This is a genomic window from Methanobrevibacter sp., from assembly GCF_017409525.1.
GTDB lineage: Archaea > Methanobacteriota > Methanobacteria > Methanobacteriales > Methanobacteriaceae > Methanocatella.
In genome coordinates, this window is sequence record NZ_JAFQSO010000016.1 from 1 (window position 1) to 20,654 (window position 20,654).

The following is a 20,654-nucleotide window of genomic DNA, read 5'->3' on the forward strand; positions in this document are numbered from 1 at the left end:
AGCGCTACCAGTAATGTTATTGCCAGTATATTCAGCAGTAACATCAGCACCATTCATACCGGAATAAATAGCATAAACGGAAGTATTAGCCTTAATATCAATCACATTATCTTCTACAACACCAGTTGCAGGACCTTCAATATCAATACCGTTAGCATAATAATCGGATTCTACTGTAATTTTGTTTCCATCAATAGTGAAGTTTTCACCGCTGACTTGAATGCCGTAAATGTAAGTGTTACCTAAAGCAGTGATATTATTTAATGTGATAACTGCATTATCAGAGTTTTTGAAACTAACAGCATAAATAGTGTCATAAGAACCTACAACATCACCATATACAACATTAATCTTGTTATCTGCTAAAACTGCATCATCAGAATCCTCAACTACAATACCTTCAGATACAGGGAAAGATACCCAATTGCCTGAACCGGCAGGAATTTCAAACCAAGGAACATAAGAGGACACTAAATCCAATTCAAAAGTATTGCCGAAAATTCTAGAGTCTGATGCATTAGTGAGATAAACCGCATTATTTATACCAGTGCCCATTGTAGTGCCTTGATAATCAATAGTGTTAGTGTAAATATCCAATATTGGAACATCAGCAGCATAAATTGCATAAGCATCCTTATCAACATTAGCAACAACATTTATGAAGTTGTCTTCAATTTCAACGAAATAAGTAGCGCCTGTAATAGAAATACCTTTGCCTTGAGTAGCGATAACATTGTCAGTTATGCTAGCATTACCTTGAACAACTTTAATACCAACAGTCTCAACACCAAAACTTTCCGAAACGGACATGTTGCCCTCTTCAGAAGAAGTTAAAATTATCCTATTCTTTTCAGCATTGATGTATGAACCTCTATAAGCGATACCGGTAGTGTAATTACCTGTTAAATCAACGTAGTTGCTTTCAAGATGGCTTGAAACATCACCTAATGAGAAACCAAATACATTATAAGCGCTACCAGTAATGTTATTGCCAGTATATTCAGCAGTAACATCAGCACCATTCATACCAGAGTAAATACCATAAACGGAATTATTGGCTTTAACATCAATCACATTATCTTCTACAACACCAGTTGCAGGACCTTCAATATCAATACCGTTAGCATAATAATCGGATTCGACAGTGATGTTATTTGACCTGATTGCAAAATTTTCACCAGAAATGGTCATACCATAAATGTAAGTGTTTCCAACAGCATTAATGATATTCTCTTTAATCATGGCATTGTCAGAATCCTTGAAATCAATAGCATAGATAGTGTCATAAGAACCTGAAACGTTATTATAGATTACATCAACGAGATTTTCAGAAAATTTAACATCATTAGATGATTCAATTACAATACCTTCAGAAATCGGAGCGCTTACCCAATTACCTGAACCAGCAGGAACTTCAGCCCAAGGAACATAAGATGAAACTAAATATAAATCAAATAAATTTTCCTCAATTAAAGCATTTTTTGCATTGGAAAGAAGAATTGCATTGTTTATAGCGGAACCAGTTGTTGTTCCAACATAAGTTATTGCATTTCTTAAAAGATATAAATTGGATACATTATCCGCTTTAATAGCATATCCGTCTTCATTTGCAATAGCTTCAAAATTAATTATTGAATCTGTAATATTAACATTGGATGTGCCATAAGCAGAAATTGCATAAGTTCCATTATTTTGATTTAAAGTTAAACCGGATATAACAACATCGCTAGCTTTTACATCAATAGCTATATTGCTTAAAGTAGCATTATTACCAGTCAAAGTTATTGAACGGTCTAAAACTATTGTGTTTACACCAACGTCGGAAATTTCGCCACTAAAAGTCAATTCTTTAGCAGTTACATTTGACAACAATGATCCGTTTCCATCAAAATAATTATTAAAGTTCTCCTTTGTTACAACATCAGAAGTAACAGTTTCATCACTTGCTACTTGAGTATCATCAGAAATAGCAAGTGTCTCCCCACCGGTTAAATCATCATTAGCTAAATCGGAATTATTATCAGCAGCAAACGCTGAACCAACTGATAACATTACCAAACAAAGCATAATTAATGAAATAACCAAAGTTTTCGATTTAATAATTACACCTCTATTTAATATATATTAAATTTTGTAATAGTCTAAAAAATTTTATAAAAATAAAAACAACATGACTATTGGTAAATATTTTTGATTTAAAAATATTTAAATATTATTCAAGTAAATTTTAAAAAAAAGTAAAATAAAGGTTAAAAACCCTTATTTTTTAATTGTAATGGTATTTTTAATTGTGCATCCACCGTAAGAGGAGGATATGGTATATTTGCCCACACTTAAATTCTTAATGGATAAGGTGGAGATACCTTTGGCATTGGTTTTTGCAGTGTATTTCTTATTTTTGATGCTGAAGTTAATCTTTTTATTCTTCAAGATCTTACCGTTTTTGTCAACTAATTTCACGGTGAATTTTGCAACTTTTCCTTTTTTCTGAGTAACATCTTTAGCTGTTAAAGTAGGTTTGAAGGTAATTGTATTTGATACCTTTTTAGCGCAGCATTGCGCTGTGATTGTGTATTTACCGGCAGCTAACTTTACGGAATAAGATGCATAACCATTACTGTTAGTTGATACAACCTTAGTTTTTCCATTAATTTTAAATGTTACTTTCTCGCCTGCTCCAACCGCTTTGCCGTTGGCATCAAGAATTCTGACTTTGTAAGTTACGGTATTGCCGTAATATACAGAATAGTTTTTACCGCCGGTGATTGAAACCTTTTTAATAACATCCATAGTGGAAGAAGTGTCCGCATCATTATACTTTTCTACATCGGATACCTCAGAAACAATTTCATGTGATCCAACAGCCAAAGATACAGGCACATTATAAACGAGTGTAGCAATACCCTCATTGTTTGTTATGGCAGTTCCCATAATAGCAAGCCTATTGGCTGAAGTTACACGATTGAATTTAACTTCCGCTCCTTTGATTGGATTTCCAAGCTCATCAAATACTTCCGCAGTAATATTCACATCAGATCCTTGCTCTGCAGAAACGTTTATCACGTTGATTATGATATTTCCTTTGGAAATGGAAACACCAATATTGAAACTAATGGACTTGAAATCCTCTTTTGAAAATTCGGCTGAGAACAAATACTGAGCCGGAACATATGAGGAGTCGAATTCATAAGTTGCACTGGCAACGCCATTTGATACAACTGCCTCATCAAAACAGATATTGTCAGCATCGAAGAATTTTACAACTCCTCCATCAACATTCTTGTCAAAGGTCACTTTGAAAACGCCAGTGCCCCAATATGGAACATTGATGCTTGAAGCTGACGGAACTGCAATGTATCTGTAATTATCAGATACGTCATTGTTTCTGGAATCATATACGGCACCGTTGCCTGAAGTATTCTCTCCAACCAGATAATTGTCATAAACCACATTGTCAACGGCTACACTATCAAGTAAGATTGCATACCCTTTAAGTGAGGTGACCTTGTTGTCTTCAATTAGATTGTTGGTAGAGTTTGATTTGAGATACACACCAGCATTGCCATAACCGAGAGAATCTGTATTTAAAAATGTGATGTCCTTACCGTTTCCGTTTGCATGAATTTCATTGCCTGAAATCAGGTTATATTTACCGTTTGAAAATAGCATTCCATAGGCATCATAAGCATTTGCTACAACGTAATTATTGATTATAGTGTTATTGCTTGAATCGTATCCTATGATACCATAAATGACCTGTGAATCCAATGAAATATTATTGCTGTCGACAGTTGACATCTGAGACATTTCAAAGTAAACGCCGTAACTAACGCAACTTGATTTGATGTTTATCACATTATCTTTTATTATTGTGTCTTCAGATTCATCACCGATGATTATTCCTTCAACACAATACAATCCTTCAAGATTAATCTTGTTTGCGATGAAGTAATTGTCTGTAGCACCTTGACCTTCAGGAGCTGAATGTCCGGTGTAATAGCCTAAAACGCCCATACCATAAATGTAATTGTCGTTACCTGTAATAAAAACGTTATTGTTTGAAACAGTGTTGTTATGACAGTTGAAATACAAATCAATTCCCACCAATGAATTCTGGGAAGACTCGTTTCCAATATGTGAATATGTACTTTGCAAGTTTGAAGTGACATTTACGTCGTTTCCAGAAATTATACTATTAGATGAGTACAACAATAAAATTCCATAGGTTTGATAAATTTCTGAAACTATGTGGAATCCACTGGTTGCTGATTCACTGCCATCCAAACAGTAAGTTGTTCCGTTAATTACTAGCTCATTGCCGTCAATGCAATAGGAAACACCATTAATGAATACTTCATTACCGTCCAAACAGTATTTGTTACCATCAATTACAACTTCCTCACCATCAAGGCAATAACTGGTTCCATTAATTACAAGCACATCCTTGTTTAGAGTGTAGGAAGTACCGTTGATTACTAATTCATTACCATCAAGACAATAGCTAGTGCCGCCAATGACAAACTCGTTACCATCCAAACAGTATTTGTTACCATCAATGACTAGTTCATTACCATCAAGACAATAGGAAACACCGTTTATGTATAATTCATTGCCATCCAAACAGTATTTGTTACCATCGATTACAACTTCCTCACCGTCAAGACAATATGATCTGCCATTGATTACCAATTCATTGCCGTCAATACATTTTTCAGGACTGAACTTATATGCATTTCCAGTTCCAATAGTGTAAATTGTGTTATTGGCAAAATTACATCCTTCAGAAGCATAAGAAAGTAAAGTGAATGTCAAATAATCTCCTTCTGAAGCTAAATAATTATTCCAGACATCAACATCAGTTGATTCCAAGACATAAATTGCATAAGACGCCTTAGGGTCATTAACAGTGATTCTATTATTTACTATTCTAACGCCCGGAGCCTGGTTAACAAATATACCCCAAGCATTTACTCTTTCTGCATATTTATTGATGATTGTTAAATTTTCAATTAAAACATTGCCGGAAGTTACTTTGAATGTTGAATTATAGAATATAGGGTTATTTCCAGTGATTTTAACACTTTTTGTGATATATATTACTTCGTTTGAAAAACTTCCGGAGAAGCTTAAAATATCACTATTGTTTACTTCAGATGTTAATCCACCATTCTCATTAATATAATCACGGATATTGTCCGGAGTGATGTAGATGGTCTTTCCTTTATATGTGTAAGATGGTTTTGATGTGTCAATAACACCTGAAGGTGAATTTATTAAGGTTGAAACTATGTTATTTTCTATTACGGAAGTATCAGCCTGTACACCACTGGCATCTATTGAATATTTGTTAGTAGTTAAAACAATATTGTTGATTATTGTCACGTTCTTCGGCATTCTTTTTGGGCTCACTTGCTCTATTAGAATTCCAACACCTGAGTGTGAAGTAATGTTATTTGCTTTAACTAATAAACCAGAACCTTCATCTTTTTCATAAATTCCGGATCCAACTTCAGTATATACAACATTATCTTGAATAACTACATTAGAACCTCCTGCTGCAATACCTCTACCTTTTAAAGTAACATTAACGACATTATTCTCTACAATAGAATTGTCAATAGCTGAGATTCCTGCACCAGTAGAAATTACTTTAGCGCCGATAATCTCATTATTTGCAACATATGAATCATAGGAAGCTACAATTCCATATTCTCCACCGGTTTCAACATTAGGATGATTAAAATCTGCACCAGTAAGGTTGATAATTTTGTTTTCAATTATAATATTTCCGCTACCTGCAGTGGAAACACCCCTATAACTTCCGATTACAGTATTGGATTTTATAGTATTGTTATTTCCCATTACTTGAATACCCCATGACCATGAAGTTGGTAAAACATTATAATGGAGGGTATTATTGTAAATAATATTAAAATTGGAGTTGCCTCCATTTAATGGACCTCCAGAGTAACTGGACAAATAAATACCATTCGCATCATCAGATTCAACATGGTTATTAGCCACATAATTATAATAGGCACTACTTAAGATTAATGTAGGTGTGGATCGTGTAAAACTACCATGACCATATGTTATACCATATGTTTTCAAATAGTTATCAGTGACGGTATTGTACATTGCCCCATTGGCTACACAAATACAGTATGAAGACTTACCTGTGTTGACTATATTACAATTCTGAACAGTACAATTATTAGCAGAGTTTAAAAATATCCCATAAGTCTCATCTTTAGTATTGGCAATCTTCAAATTAGTTATTGAACTTCCAGATGCTCCACTTGTCAATGTAATGAAACAATTTTTAATATCATTGGTGGAAGTTCCGATAATGTTTACCGGTTTATTGATTGTGAATTTCAAGTTAGAGAAAGCACCATCCAAATAAATAGTGTCTCTTGAATTCACAGTTGAATCTATTAAATTCCCCTTAGTATCAAAATATTTTAAATAATTGCTTTGATTGATAGTGTGAGAAGAAGATTCTGACGTCATATCATCAGTATCGGAAATCTTCAACACATCCGAATTAGATTCATCATCAGTCATGTTTACATACTCGGAAGCGCTTACCGCCCCTACAGATAATAAAATAACCAATAATAAAACTAATATGCTTAATTTTTTTATCATTATTATACCTCATCATATAAGCTTTATAAAAATATATGAAAGTTTAATTAAAATAAACTTTAAAAATTTTCTATTATATTATTAGATATACAAAGATATAATATTTAAAAATAACGAAAAAAATAAAAAAAGTTGATGATGAATTAATAGTCATCATCATCGTTTTTCCTCACATATCCGAAGAAGAATATCGCAAGCAATACAAGGACTGCTCCAATAACAAATATTGGCATGCTTGATTCGCCTGAAGCAGCAGATTTTGATGTTGATTCTGTAAGCTCGTAAGCATTGGATCCATCGCCAGCACTATCTCCAGAGGCCCCTTCTTGAGAGCCTTGTGAATTAGAGCTGGATTTTGCATTAGCTCCTTGTGAAGGATCAGCACCGAATGCGGTTTTTCCTCCAGAATTGGACCCCTCAGATTGCTCTTGAGAAGTGTTATTAGCTAATGTATCTGCATTCTGATTACCATTACTTGAACCGGATTGACCTTGATTACCGTTTGATTCTTGTTCATCCATTTGATATAATGGATCAGTGTTTGTTGCCTGTGCAAGGATATCTGCAAATTGCTGTTTTTGTGAAGAAGTTAAAGAACTCAATTGAATTATTTCTGAATTCCAAGCGAGATTTTTACATGTGTGGTGACAACAAGCTACACCATAATCGATTACGCTTTGCATGTAAGTATCAACCAGTTGCTGAACAGTGCTGGCATCACCGTCCCATATTCCTTGCTGAGCCATATAAATCATCCAAGCAGTGGAGGATTGTGCACCTGCAGCAAGCTGAGAGTTGGTTACTCCGGAATTGATTGTCATTACTGTATCAGCCAATTGATTACCGAGTTCTTTATTCAACTCGCCACCACCAATGACTGTACTTGCATAGAAGTTCTGGAATCTGGATGCATAAGCGTTCATTCCACCAGGAGTATTTACCAAAGCATTATAATATTGAGGATTCAATAACATACTTCTCACTTCAAAATCAATTTCATCTTGATAAGTTCTTGAAATATAGTTATTTTTATTCCTAATATCGAAAAATGCAGTATCAGGTTTTTCTTTACCGGATTGAGCCTTTAACACATTAGCTGCATTATACAATCCGCCAAACCAATCATAGTAATCATCGGAATCGAATAATCTCCATGAACTGTCGAAGTTTTGTGTAATGACATCGACCTTATCAAGCAAATATTTATAGTTCTCTTTTTGATTGTTGACTACAACATTTCCTTTTTCATCAAGAGTCCAAGAATAAGATACCTTACTTAAGTAAATATCCATAGCATACTCGTTAACTGTAGATATGTTCCAGTCTGCAGTATTCGGAATAAGATTGGACATACCAGTTCCTTCCAATACGTTGCCCGGAAGACCGAACAATCTGTCCAAGGTAGGATTTTCAGCGTAATGCTTGATTACATAATTGTTTGTCTCATCCTCACCAGTTGCATTTACTGCCAAACTGAGTGAAGTTAACATCCAAGTAATCCAATCCTTGTTGTTGGTTACCATACTTGCAAATACATCAATTCTAGGCCTGTTAACAACAGTGCCATTATTTAATTGAACTGTTAAATCTTCTATTGGAATCTGTTCAACACCAAGCACTTTACCATTGTCTGCCCAAACCGGCTTGCAGCCTAGGAAATACATGAACTCGGCAACACCAATTCCTTCTGTCCTGGATATTTCAGTACCCCACAAGATTAAAGAGGTCAATTCAGGCCATTTACCGTGTTGTTCATAGTAGTTAGCTAAAAGCATGTCTACAATCTTCACGGCAGACCCATAAGCAGCCTCGGAAGGCATCCTTGTAGGGTCGGAAGCGTAACCGTCATAACCTGTAGGTATTGAATCACCATAGGATGGATCGGCGAATAGTCCTGATTTAACATAACGTCCACTTAATGAAAGCATGATTGCATTCCATTCATTGTTTTTCTGAATGTTGTCAATAATAACTTCACAGTAAAGTGTGGAATTATATAATGCAGTACCTTCCTTAATGCCAAATTCCTTATTCAAATCTGCTGCAGAAGTTCCATTGACTAGGCGAGAAGCATAGTTCTTCAGGAATGATTTGATTTTATCCACTTCATTAGAATATTTGAAATTGCCCTGCATGTCTCCGAAGAAGGTCAATCCTTTCAAATCAGGATATAAAAACTCAATTAACTGGTCATAAATCTTGGTTTGGGAAGTTACGATTGTAACAATTTCCTCTGAAAGCTCATAACCGGTCAATATTTTTCCTAATGTGTGAAGGCCGAATGTATTGAAATCATCTTCCATTGCATCCAGATAATGGTGCAAATCATCAATCCAATGCTGGAATGTTTCACCGCGTGAAAGATTTCTGAAACCTAAACTAGGAGCCAAATCAAGGATTTTATTTTTATATTCCTCTGCATTTGTTGTTACATTTAAAGACATTTGGTCTTTATAATAATTAATGTAATTTTTTAAAGTGGTATAATTGCCGTATAGCTCAGATGAAACCATTGCAGGAGTCATGTGAGTGATCAACAAAGCTGAACTTCTATCCCTTGCAACCATCGCTTCACCAGGGTTGGATACAATATATGGATAAACTGTAGGAATTAAGGACAACTCAAAAGTCCAATCTCCAGGGAATGCCCCAAGATTAATACCCGGCAGCCATTCCAGAGTTCCATGAGTTCCCATACTTACAATTGCATTGATATTTGCAGTCTTTTCCATCCATTTATAAAATGCAACATACTGTTGATGTGGAGGAATCACTAGGCTGTGATAATCTTGAACCTCTTCCCAACCTCTACTTGGTTGGAAAGTGATGAAAATATTACCAAACCAAACGCCAGGAATAACAATATACTTTTGCTTATAGACCATTGCAGGACCTAAATTATCTCCCCAATAGCTAATAAGATCATTATACAGTTCATCCCTAACATCTGCGGTTAAATGTTCAAACTCTTCCAGTGAAATCAATTGGTGATGCTCCATCAAATCATCCCAATTTTCTTCCACATACTTTTCAAGCAAACCAGAAGCCCATGACCCCTTATTGTTCATGTCAAAAATAATCTGGGTTAGATTATATAAGGAGATGAAGTTGGTCAAAGTTCCGTTGATCTTATAACCGTCTCCTGATGACTTGATAAGCAATTCATAGGTATTGTTGTAATAGTTTAAATACTCGACTGAACCGCCTATATCATAACCCTGATTATATAACTGAACAAGCAAATCATAAGCACTGGAGAATACATCCAAATAAGAAGCGCCAATCTCAGCCTTACCCGGAGGATAATTATAAAGCATCACAGCAACTTTTTTATCGGAATTATTTAAATCATGCAAATCGGCCCATTTACAATTCAGTTGGACCATCTTGTCTACACTGTCTTGGATAACATGAGATTTTCCGTAACTATCCACCCAAGATAGAGCAACTTGACCGAACACCCCTTCGAAACTTGGATATGTAACCATGTAAGTCCATTCAACCTGAGGACCCAATTCACTATTATAACTGTATTCGGAAATTTCAACGATTCCTTTCAATACATGCAAATCAATGTCAGTTAAATCAGGCTCTGCAGTACCATTGGCATAATCCAATGACCAACTGCACAAGGAGTTGACAGCAGAGATTCCAACGGTTGAAATTGAATTGATCTTATTCAAGATTGAAGACATTGGAGGCTGAGTTCCAGTTTTAAATACATTAAATGCTGGTCTTCCATTAGCTTCATAACCTCTAATTAATGCATCAGTTACCTCTTCTCCACCATAGTAAGAAGCTATAGCTATGAATGATTTATCTGGATTGAATCTTTCGATATAATCCTTTTCGAATTTTTTGAACAATGATGTAGGGTCCAATATTTCGGATAACCACACAACATAATTTTCAGTCATCCAATTCAGGCTACCGTCTGAACTGTGAGTATAACCAGGATTCTCTTGAATCCACTGGTTGATTAAATATCCTTCAGGAACTAAGGTATACATGCCCAAATCGGGATGATAAAATCCGCATTCTGGAGACATTAACGGAGCATTATTTTCATCTAGTGTCGGATTACTATATTTAGATGGATTAATTAAGTAAAACACATAATCTAAATAATTTCTCATATTGCTTTGCAAGATATATGACTCTTCAATGTCACGAGCTTGGAAATATGAACCGATATAAGTATTTTCGATAGTATCAAAGGTGTTGTTAGCTGGAGAAGCACCTACAACATGCAAACCAGTGTTATTTAAAATTTGCTGTGAATAAACACTGAATGTATATGCCACGTTATAATTTGCATTTGCCGGAGATTTCGCCAGAAGCTGCTTTAGATACTGACCAGTGAGAACACTGTATGCCGATTCTGAAAACATGTCAATATGCATATAATTAGCATATTCAACTAGCCATGCGCGGGATTTATCAAAATCGGTAGTACTGATATATGCAACTCTCCTGGACATGTTCATCAACACGTCAACCTTCTCATTGTGAGAGTTATAGTCCACAAGCAGCAATATGTCCGGAATAAAGGTTACTCCATTAATATCAACTGTGCCGCTATTTTTGGTGAAGTCTACAGCATCAAGCCTGATTGGTTCATAAGTTGAATAGCTAACTTCCAAATAATACTTATCAGAGCCCAAATTTTTAATTGCGGCATTACCGTTTGAGTCTGTGGTGTATGTTGAAATCAGCTTATTTTTTGAATCAAAAACTTTTACTGTAGCTCCGGCCAGATTAAAACCGTCTTCATCCCAAGTTTTGACTGTTCCATTGTAAGAATCCCTGACATTAATATTGATAGCATTGTTATTTGCTGTTAATACTTGATTATCCTGTGCTGTATCTTGAGCTTTGAGAACCTTACCGCACGTTATCGTGCTAATATCTGAATTATCCGTTATATCAGATATTGTCTCATCATCAACTGCAAATGTACAACTTACAGACAATAGAAGCAATAAAGAAATAATTAATGTAAATATAATCCGTTTATCAAACATTTTCGTATTTTCACCTCCTTTAAGCCAATTAAATGAAATAATAATAGCAATAAATAATTTACTATAAGTTTAAATTTAATTTGAAAACATATAAAATTTACTAAACTTAATTAAAATTATGATATCGTCAATTAAATTATACACATAAAAGATACATTTAAATAGTAAATAAAATAAATAAAGTGTGCTATTATATTAGAGGTGATAATATGCGCAAAAGCACTATTGGTATAGTAATTTTATCCATAATATTTGCGGGAATGATAATCCCTATGGGATTTTCAGGGCAAGCTAGTGACTCCGTGGTAATTACCTACGGTGAAACCACATATGCAAACTCAGATTATAAAAATGATGTTGACACATTCTTTAAAAATCAAGCCAACATCGATTTGGGAAATGCAAACTCAAAAGTAATAACAGCTAGTGAAGTTAATAAAATTGCAAAAAACATAACTGGAAAAACTTACGGGTCAAACCAAATATTTTCATCTGCACTCGTTGATTTAAACGACAACGAAGATCTCAAAGTAAGTGTTGACAAATCAAAAATCACAACCATTACTGGAGACATGTACATTTCAGCATTGAAATCCGTTGGAATCACAAGCGGACATGTTTATGTAACCAGTCCTGTAACAGCAACCGGTGAATCTGCTTTGACTGGAGTTATGAACTGTTATGAAGAGGCAACTAACGTTGAAATTCCGGAGGATATAAAAGAGGCAGCAAATGACGAAATTTTCACAGAAGCTGAAATTGTTGAAAACTCAAATGTCAGCGCTGATGAATTGTCTGACTTGGTTGACGATGTAAAAGAAAAAGTTAAGGAAGACAATATCACAGATCACCAAACAATTGTAAACATAATCAACAATTACACTATCATCAACAACATCAACATTACAGATAGTGATATCGAAAACCTTGCAAATACAATTGAAAAACTACAGAATTTACAAAGCGACATTGACGATTACGAATCACAAGTATCAGATGTTTTAAATTAACACAAAGCGGTGATTCGGGATTATTTGACGGACTATTCAATTAGGGATAGTCCCTATCTTATTTTTTAAAACATATACTATTCAGTTTTCATCATTTTTCACAAAAGTTAATTAATGCAGGCTTAAAAAATATTAGTAACAATTTTTAACGATAATATGAAATGGAAAATAGACAATGTTAAAATAGACAATCAGGTCGTCTTGGCCCCTATGGCGGGTATTTGCGACTCTGCCTATAGAAGGATTGCCAAATCCATGGGATGCGGCCTTATCGAAACTGAAATGGTTTCGGCCAAATCAATCGTATATGAAAACAACAAAGCCAAAGAAATGCTGTATATGACTGAAGAAGAGAGGCCCATTTCACAGCAGATATTTGGAGCGGATGCTGAATCCTTTAAAATTGCATCAGAATACATCTCCGAAAACATGAAACCCGACATCATTGACATCAATATGGGATGTCCTGTTACAAAAGTGGCAGTGAAAAGTAAATCCGGAAGTGCACTTTTAAAAAACCCTGAAAAAATAGAAAGCATTGTGCAAACTGTTGTGGACAGCGTTCCCGAGCCGGTTACGGTTAAAATAAGAAGCGGCTGGGAGAGAAAAAATATCAATGCAGTTGAAGTTGCAGGAATTGTTGAGGATGCTGGTGCATCTGCCATTACAATTCACCCGAGAACTAGAGAAGACAGGTATGATGTTCCTGCCGACTGGTCACTAATTCGTGAAGTGAAGGAGAACGTTTCAATACCAGTAATTGGTAATGGAGATATCTGGACATGCTATGATGCAAAAAGAATGATTGATGAAACCGGATGTGATGCAATCATGCTTGGAAGGGCAGTTAGGGGAAACCCATGGCTCATTAAGCAGTGCATTGATTATCTGGACAATGGAATCGAACCCCAAAAGGTAACAATCGAGGAAAAAATAGCCATGATAAAAAAGCACATGGAACTTCTCAGTGAAATAAAAACTGAAAAAATTGCATTGCATAAAATGAAGACTCAAACTGCCTACTATCTAAAAAATTCATATAGAAGCGTTGAGATAAAGCCGAAACTGTTTAAAATCAATACTAAAGAAGAGCTGTTTGATTTGCTTGATGAATATAGAAAATCAATAGCCCGTTAGTTCAACTCTTTTTTATGGCCCAAATGGATGCCGATATGACCAATTCCCAAAATGATTGTTGAAATAATCAAAAATACATTTTTCCCATAAATCCCCAAACATAAGAATGCTAAAACAGGCAGAGTTGCACCTGCAACTGGAATGCCTATGAAACTGGAATACATGTCATCCATTGTCTTAGAGCTTTTGAAATACTCAATCCAATAGAATTCATACAGAATCATGAATATAAATGCCAAAACCAATATCAACACCGAAAATTCAGATCTAATGTTGAAATCTGTGAAAATTAATGAAAAGCAGACTACCAATACCTGACCCGCTCTCTCAAAAATAGATAAAATCCTATTCTCATTTTCAACATATTTCTCATAGTCCTTTGGTTTGTTTTTTGACCAGACAATGTTTGGAGCAAAAAGCATTATCAGAAACACTAACCCAACATATGAAAATCCAAAATCCATAATTAAAATTAAAACTTTAATAAATATAAAGATTTAAAAATGAAAAATTAAAATAGTGATAAATAATTAATATTTTCCATCTTAAGAGTAACACTCAAGAATTTGGTGGGTTGTCTATTAAAAATCTGTTAAGACTACCATTATTTCCGACAAAAGTGTGGATTTGAATGTTATCTTGTATAACAAGCGGTGAAAATATCGATTCGAATGATTGCACTTGAATATGGCAATTGTCTCAGATGCATCGATGATATATGTATAATATATAGACCAACATAAAGTATATGAAAAGGAGGAATTTAAAATATGGAAAAAAAAGAAGAAAATTACAAGATTGAAAATTAGGTAGGAGTTCCCATCGACTATTCTGACGAAAACAACTGGGTTCCTCTGCCTGAAAATGCCGACAAGGCCGTAGACACCCTTTTCATTTACCCAACCCTCTATGTCAACCCAGAACCTGACGCTCCGGCAATCGTTCCGGTTGAGGATCCTATGCTCCGTGAGACTGTGAGCAACCATTATTCTCAAGCCCCGATGGTTTTTGAGGAAATGACAAATGTGTATGAACCTTTTTACCGCCAAAGTAATCTATGCGCTCTTAATGGAAAGAATCCTGAAGAGCTCATGGCTTTCCAGCTTCGCGAACAGAGGACAGATGTCTATGCCGCACTGGACTACTTCTTTGAGCATTATAATAAGAACCGTCCATTCATTATTGCCGGACACTCTCAGGGTTCTTTGATGCTGAAGATTGCGCTGTGCGACTATTTCAAGGAACACACAGATTATCTCGAGCGCATGGTGGCCGCCTATATAATCGGATTTTCCATCACAACCGATGATTTAATGATAAACCCTGCCTTGAAGTTTGCCGAAGGTGAAGACGACACCGGCGTAATCGTATCATGGAATACCGAGGGCCCTGGCAATAAGAATGAGGAAAATGCTGTGGTTCTTGAAAACGCAATTTCCATAAATCCCCTCAACTGGAAAAGGGACGACACATATGCGCCCGCATCTGAAAACTTGGGTGACCGCATTCCAGTCATGAATCCCGGAACCTTACTGGCAGTGGACTTCAATGTACACAAGCCCGGCCTTGCGGATGCACAGCTCGACCTTGAAAGAAGCACAGTAGTCTGCACTGCCCTGGAAGATGAATATGTCAAGCCTATAGTGCCTGAAATGGGAGATATCTTCGGACGTGCAAGCCTTCACCTTGTTGACTACACTGCCTACTGGGACAATATCCGCGAAAATGTCAAAACAAGGATTGAAGCATTCTTGAACAAGTAATCACGAAACATGCGGCAATGTCTGAGTTGCCGTGTGGTCATTTTTTTTAAACGTTAACCAACACTTTTTTTATGCTGAGATGTTACGTCTATTTCAACTAGTTGAAAATCAGCATTATCACTAGAAATCCTACACTTGCAGTTAAGACCAATTCTGTTGCAATTATTCCAATGAATAATATGAAATGCAGAATACTAAATGTGAAAAATATGCAAAACAAGAAAAATAATTAATATTCATGGCCTGTTAAGAGTAACCCACCTTCTGTTTAACAGCATTCATCTTAGCGTGCTACCTTGCCTCATACAGATTGTCATCGGCACCTTTGCTCTTGCATCCTATGGAATGGCCGTTTCACCGCTTCTTTTAATGTCCTCAATTAAATATCATCGTCTACCATTAAAAGCCGTGTCGTTTCTGCTCCAGAGTCATACTTCTCAGTATACGTTTTTCAACGCCATAGTTCTGTACTGATGGGCGGAGTTTCCTTAGTTTAAAATAAACCAGCAGCTGTCTTTAACTTGCCAAAAAATATTAATTAAAAGTAGCAGGGCCTAGATTTGAACTAGGGATCTCGGGGTTATGAGCCCCGCGGGATCACCAGACTACCCCACCCTGCTATACGACAAAAAATAGTTTACACTATAATATAATTATAATCAGGATAATATATAAATCTTTCTATAAAAAGAGTAAAAATCAAAGAAAATAAATTATTTATTTTCTAATGATTCAATTCTTTTATCTAATTCATCCAACTTGTCTTCAGTTGCCTTTTGGAATTCTTCAGATGATTTTCTAAATTCATTGAAACTTTTGTCTAAACTATCAACATTAGCTGAAGTTTCTGAAAATTTAGATTCTAGTTCTTCCAAATCATTTGTAGTGGCTAAAGACCAACTTTTAATCAATTCATCACTTTTCTCATCCAAAAATGCATCGATTTTATTGGAAAAAGCATCAGTATTAATAGAGGACATGTCAATGTCACTTAATTTAACTTTGATTCTTTTACTCACTGAATTAGAATCATCTTTTGGAGCATCTTTAGACAAATCATAACCGGAATTGTTGGATCTGCCTAGAATTTCGTTCATATGAGCATCAGCAGTAGTTGGCACATAGCCACGTAATTTATCCACAGTTCCAGGACTATTCAATAAATAATAATAAACTAAAACAACAATCGCTAAAATTAATATTAAAACAGCAACTGCTTCCATAGCATCCATTTTACCACCTATTTATTCATTTTTTTAAGTTTTGCTTCTTTTGCTTCAATTTCTTTAAGCATTTTCTCTAATTTTCTTTGTTCAGTTTCAGCTTCAAGTCTTGCTAATCTCTCATTAATCTCTGAGTGAAGATAACCAACATTGCTTCTTACTTCAGTAGTTGATTGTCTAATAGCTGAAAGACTATCCTGTTGCTCTTGTGGTAATGGAATAGGATTATCCATTAATCTTTTGGATTCAATGTCTTTTTCCACCATGGACATTTTCTTAAGCTCTATCTCTTTTTCAAGCATTAAAATTGAATTTTTAGATTGAGCGATTTTCCTCCATTGGAAAACAATGATAATTAATACAATAGCAACAATAACCAAAATGATTAAATAAAACATTTGGTCAGGTATTGTAGGAATTTCCATCTTCTAACCTCCAAATAATATATACAGTATAATAATTATAAAATATTATATAAACTTTATCTATTATATAATTAATTATTGACTTAGAAGGTAATATCACATGATGGAATCTTATATTAAAGCAGGAAAAATTGTTTCTGACATTCGCAGTGAAGCTTCAAAAATGATCAAGGATGGAGCTTTAGTTCTGGACCTGGTAAACTACGTGGAAAGCGAAATTTTAAAGACTGGTGCTGAAATTGCATTTCCATGCAATGTTTCAATTAATGAAATAGCTGCCCATTATACTTCTCCTGCAGGCGATGAAACCAAATTTAAAGCTGGAGATATGGTGAAATTAGATTTGGGAGCCATGGTTGACGGATATATTGCTGATTCAGCAGTTACAATAATAGCTGACGGAAATATCGATGAAAATTACAGCCAGGATGAAATTAACTTGCATGAAGAGATAGTAGAAGCATCAGCAGCAGGTCTTGAAGCGGCCATTGCAACAGTAAGGGCAGGCATCGAAGTCTCAAAAATAGGTGCTGCAGTCCATGAGGCCATCTCAGAATACAATCTCAATCCAATATTCAATTTAACTGGACATAGCTTAGAACAGAACAATTTACATGCCGGTATTTCGATACCAAATTATGACAATAACGACAATTACGTCTTGGAAGAAGGACAAGCGGTGGCCATTGAACCGTTTGCAACAAACGGAGAAGGAATCGTCAATGATGCTCCAGGCCATTACATATTCTCATATATGGCAAACAAGCCTTTCAGAATGAAAAGTACACAAAGGGTTTTGAAATATATCCAACAGAACAACAGGTATGTTCCATTTTCAGGACGATGGATTACTGATGAGTTTGGCGAGAGAAAAGGATCCATTGCACTAAAACAACTTTCACAGGCCATGGCCATCTATCCATACGCTCCGCTTCGCGAGAAAAAGAACTGTTTTGTAAGCCAAAAGGAGCATACGATAATCGTTGAAAAAGAAGGCTGTACAGTTACAACAATTTAATTTCGAAGAGGCTTTTTCTCTTCACACTATTTTTTTTGAAAAAAAAGAATCTGAAATATACTAAAGACGAGAATAAACTATTTTTAAAAAAAAAGAAAAAAGAAAGAAGATTTAGTATATAGCTGGGATTTTAACTCCCATTTTAGCTCTTCTTTCACGTTCTGCAGTGTTTTTATCTTTTTTACCTTTAGCTAATTTTTCAAGTAAAGGAAGACCTGGTTTTACTTCATCCATTGGTTTGGTTTCAATTAAACCAGCAGATACAGCGGCTTTAAATATGTTGTCACCATCATCAGTTCTGGTTAAAACAGTAGACCATCCATCAGGAGATCCAACAGAACCAGTTGATACGTCAGCCCATTCACAAACGTAATCTTGACAGATGTTACAACCTGCTTGTTCATATCCGTGAGTTTCTTTAATAGCTAAACCACTGTCTTCACCATCTTTGGTTAACCAGAATTTACCTTTACCGATGTCCATTTTAGTAGCGTCTTGTAAGCTGTCAAATCCTAATTTAGCAGTTGCAAAGGTATCAAGAGAAGCCATAGGGAAGTTTTCCATACAGTAGATACCGACGATTAATTTGATTTTTTCAGCGACAAATCTAGTGAATGGGTAAGCTTGTGCTTTCCTTAAACCTTGGGTTTGACATGGAGTTGCTACTACACCAACTTTTTCTAATCCGTATTGACGTGTTGCTTCTTTTAATGCGGATAAAGTTGGAGACATTGAATATTTTGTTCCAGCTGCTGCGATAACTTCATCAGCGGAAGTTACAACAGTAGGAATTGGTCTCCAATCATCATCAGGAGTTCCAGCTACTACTGCACCTTCAATAATTCCTTCATCGAGTGCGTAACAGAGCAATGCTGAAACAATTCCTCCGTCTTGTGATACATCTAGAATTTTTTTATCAGTAGATCTTGCAGATAATGCTTCTTTATAAGTACCTAATGGCATATCCATTCCTCCTATAATCCTGTTTCCTTTTTAATTCTGCCTTCAGGCAACCAAGATCTAGGACACATCATGTAGCAAGAACCACATTTGACACATCTGTCCCTGTCACATGCAGGTCTACCTTCAGCAAAGCCCATTGCCCTTGTAGGACAAGCAAGAGCACAAGTTCCACAACCAGTACATAATCCTTGGCGAACTACATTGGTTAATACATCACAGCCACAGCCTTTATCACATGCAGCCCAATCCATTGCTGGTTTTAAGTAATCTAAGTCGCCTTCGCATAATGCGACAACAGCTTTAGCGATTACTTCAGGTGCTACAGGACAACCAGGAAGTGCTAAATCTACTTTAATTAATGAACTAATTGGTAAGAAAGATTCGTGTTTAGGTTGTGCTTGTTGACCTCCACGTGCGAAGGTTGTGAAACAACCAGTTACAGCACAAGATCCAAATGCACAGATTAAACCAGATTTTTTCCTTGCTTCTAAGAGTTCGTGAACACTGTGTTCATCTTGTAAACATACAGATCCTTCAATTAAACATAAGTCCATTTCTGGCATTTCTTCAGCATAGGTACCGTGAATCCATTTATCAACTAAAGTTTGTCCGTATACAATATCAATCATATCAGTTAAAACAGTGGATAAAATGTCATAGTTTTCTGTTAAAGACATTGCATCCCCAGTACAACCACTTAAGTGTATGTAACCAATACGTGGTTTTGATGAAGCAGCTTTAGTTTCTTCTGCAGGAGCAGCTTCAACTTTTTCTTCTACAGGAGCAGCTTCAACTTTTTCTTCTACTTTTGGTGCTTCTTCAGAAGATCCTCCAAAAGCTTTTTTCAATTTATCAAACATTATTTTACCCCGATTTCTTTTAAAATAATATCAATAGCTTCAGGAATCGCCTTTTCTACAGGTTCTGTTAAACCCATATCCACATCCGGAGTTGGAATCTCTGCTGGTTTACAACCAACAATTACTACTTCACATTTTTGAGAAATCTCTTGTAGTGGATTCTCCACAGTCATTCCATGAGGATTGTCATATTTTCCCTTTTGCATAACATTTGGATCAAATACATCTACGGTTCCAGGCTCAGCATTAAATTCAACTACATCTAACACGATGAGTTTTTTCCAATCATACTCAGTGTATAAAGGGAAGAAATTAGTTGGAGCCGCAGTACCACCATCAATGAATTGAACACTTTCAGGTAAATCAATACCTTCAAATTTCTCTTTAATTTGTTTCAAAATCTCTTTATCGAATTCATTCTCCACATATGAAGTAACAACAGGATCATAATAGTCATTAGTGTCATTGAAATATTTTTGTAATATGTTAATCATGACTGGACCGAATCCATCATCCTTAAATAAAATATTTCCACAGCCAATAACAATAATGTCCGAATGATAAGGCATTAAATTCCTCC

Annotated in this window: 13 protein-coding genes, 1 tRNA gene and 1 other RNA gene; 4 read left to right on the top strand and 11 right to left on the bottom strand. The window is 35.5% G+C overall.

The genetic code is table 11. The features are described 5' to 3' along the window. From IJE64_RS09270 to IJE64_RS09280, 3 genes are all read right to left on the bottom strand, one after another. The coding region (locus IJE64_RS09270) for a hypothetical protein (protein ID WP_292785125.1) at nt 1-2,067 on the bottom strand (2,067 nt) is incomplete at its 3' end. Between the two features lie 192 nt (nt 2,068-2,259). Beyond that, nucleotides 2,260-6,651 carry a right-handed parallel beta-helix repeat-containing protein gene (locus tag IJE64_RS09275; RefSeq protein ID WP_292785127.1) on the bottom strand — a complete coding sequence of 1,464 codons (4,392 nt, stop codon included), beginning with the start codon at nt 6,649-6,651 and terminating at the stop codon, nt 2,260-2,262. A gap of 143 nt (nt 6,652-6,794) precedes the next feature. Next, entirely contained in the window at nt 6,795-11,675 is a 4,881-nt protein-coding gene (locus IJE64_RS09280) for a cobaltochelatase subunit CobN (protein WP_292785129.1), read from the bottom strand. A 209-nt stretch (nt 11,676-11,884) separates the two neighbouring features. Between IJE64_RS09280 and IJE64_RS09285 the strand changes: the two genes are divergently transcribed. Both IJE64_RS09285 and dusB read left to right on the top strand, forming a co-directional pair. Next, nucleotides 11,885-12,685 carry a DUF1002 domain-containing protein gene (locus tag IJE64_RS09285; RefSeq protein WP_292785131.1) on the top strand — a complete coding sequence of 267 codons (801 nt, stop codon included), beginning with the start codon at nt 11,885-11,887 and terminating at the stop codon, nt 12,683-12,685. A 156-nt stretch (nt 12,686-12,841) separates the two neighbouring features. Beyond that, nucleotides 12,842-13,822: a tRNA dihydrouridine synthase DusB gene (gene dusB, locus IJE64_RS09290; protein WP_292785133.1), complete on the top strand. Its 981-nt coding sequence runs from the start codon at nt 12,842-12,844 to the stop codon at nt 13,820-13,822. Here dusB and IJE64_RS09295 read toward each other — a convergent pair. Continuing rightward, on the bottom strand, nt 13,819-14,286 hold the full coding sequence (locus IJE64_RS09295; RefSeq protein WP_292785135.1) for a hypothetical protein: 468 nt from the start codon (nt 14,284-14,286) through the stop codon (nt 13,819-13,821). The two genes, dusB and IJE64_RS09295, sit on opposite strands and share 4 nt — an antisense overlap. 390 nt (nt 14,287-14,676) lie before the next feature. Between IJE64_RS09295 and IJE64_RS09300 the strand changes: the two genes are divergently transcribed. Next, the gene (locus tag IJE64_RS09300) at nt 14,677-15,585 is read left to right on the top strand and encodes a DUF3089 domain-containing protein (protein WP_292785197.1); all 909 of its coding nucleotides are present in this window, start codon (nt 14,677-14,679) and stop codon (nt 15,583-15,585) included. A gap of 241 nt (nt 15,586-15,826) precedes the next feature. On the opposite strand, the gene rnpB is transcribed toward IJE64_RS09300, so the two are convergent. The 4 genes from rnpB to IJE64_RS09320 form a co-directional block, all read right to left on the bottom strand. Then, an RNA gene (gene rnpB, locus IJE64_RS09305) (RNase P RNA component) lies at nt 15,827-16,110 on the bottom strand. A gap of 20 nt (nt 16,111-16,130) precedes the next feature. Continuing rightward, nucleotides 16,131-16,205 (bottom strand) — tRNA-Met (locus tag IJE64_RS09310). 93 nt (nt 16,206-16,298) lie between these two features. Continuing rightward, complete coding sequence (locus IJE64_RS09315) at nt 16,299-16,817, bottom strand: hypothetical protein (protein ID WP_292785137.1); 519 nt, start codon at nt 16,815-16,817, stop codon at nt 16,299-16,301. A gap of 8 nt (nt 16,818-16,825) precedes the next feature. After that, nucleotides 16,826-17,233 (bottom strand): hypothetical protein, encoded by a 408-nt coding sequence (locus IJE64_RS09320; RefSeq protein WP_292785138.1) that lies wholly within the window; start codon nt 17,231-17,233, stop codon nt 16,826-16,828. Nucleotides 17,234-17,333: 100 nt separating this feature from the next. Here IJE64_RS09320 and map point away from each other — a divergent pair, with 100 nt between their 5' ends. Beyond that, a complete protein-coding gene (map, locus tag IJE64_RS09325) occupies nt 17,334-18,251 on the top strand; it encodes a type II methionyl aminopeptidase (protein ID WP_292785140.1) in 918 nt (305 codons plus the stop codon). A 111-nt stretch (nt 18,252-18,362) separates the two neighbouring features. Here map and frhB read toward each other — a convergent pair whose 3' ends face one another. From frhB to frhD, 3 genes are read right to left on the bottom strand one after another with little or no spacing between them, the layout of a single operon-like run. Then, nucleotides 18,363-19,214, bottom strand: coding sequence for a coenzyme F420 hydrogenase subunit beta (gene frhB, locus IJE64_RS09330; protein WP_292785199.1), 852 nt, complete (start codon nt 19,212-19,214; stop codon nt 18,363-18,365). Between the two features lie 11 nt (nt 19,215-19,225). Then, on the bottom strand, nt 19,226-20,074 hold the full coding sequence (gene frhG / locus IJE64_RS09335; RefSeq protein WP_292785142.1) for a coenzyme F420 hydrogenase subunit gamma: 849 nt from the start codon (nt 20,072-20,074) through the stop codon (nt 19,226-19,228). Next, nucleotides 20,074-20,643 (bottom strand): coenzyme F420-reducing hydrogenase, FrhD protein, encoded by a 570-nt coding sequence (gene frhD / locus IJE64_RS09340; protein ID WP_292785144.1) that lies wholly within the window; start codon nt 20,641-20,643, stop codon nt 20,074-20,076. The genes frhG and frhD overlap by 1 nt, the downstream gene beginning before the upstream one ends. Between the last annotated feature and the right edge of the window lie 11 nt (nt 20,644-20,654).